Raw genomic sequence first — 628 nt, forward strand, 5'->3', positions numbered from 1 at the left:
CTTGCAAAGAGCGACGATTCCTCAACCCAGTTAAATTATCGGTGTTGGATTGACGATACAGATAGAGAGAAACACAAATTGCCAATACAAGTACGAATAGAAATACCGCTTGGGTTTGTGTTGCCAATCGCACCTCATACTCTAACGCCGTGCGCCAATCTGGACGCAAATCGTATTGAGCCACAATTTTGTCAACGCCCAACATCGCGATCGCGCGGCTAAAATATGGCGCTAACATTGCACCGCGTTCATTCGCGACGAGGCCGATAGACAACTGCGGACTGTAAAACTCCCCTATCGCGGTATCTTGTTCGATGGGCCCAAGCTCGCTCAAACGAAGGAAATGGTTGAGCATTGCCGTATCCATCGGGATGTAATCCACCTCCCCTTTAAGCAATGCTTCAATAAGATCGTGCTGCGTGTTAAAGCGCTCAAGCTCTTTCAACGGTAAAAGCTGAGTCATCATTTGATCGAAAAAATCGTCTTTGACTACACCGATTCTTTCTGAGATCAATTGTGACACATGGGAATAGGTGTTTGGCTTGTAACCCAATCGCTTGACCATCACTGAAGCTGGTGAATAGTGCGGTCTTGGGAAATAGCTGAATTCATGCCGTTCTCTGCTCAC

Annotated in this window: 1 pseudogene; it reads right to left on the minus strand. The window is 46.8% G+C overall.

The annotated features are described in order from the left end of the window. Window positions 1-628 (minus strand): annotated as a pseudogene (locus R7Z77_RS26445) (transporter substrate-binding domain-containing protein); the annotation flags it as partial.

It is taken from the genome of Vibrio sp. 1401, assembly GCF_033340295.1.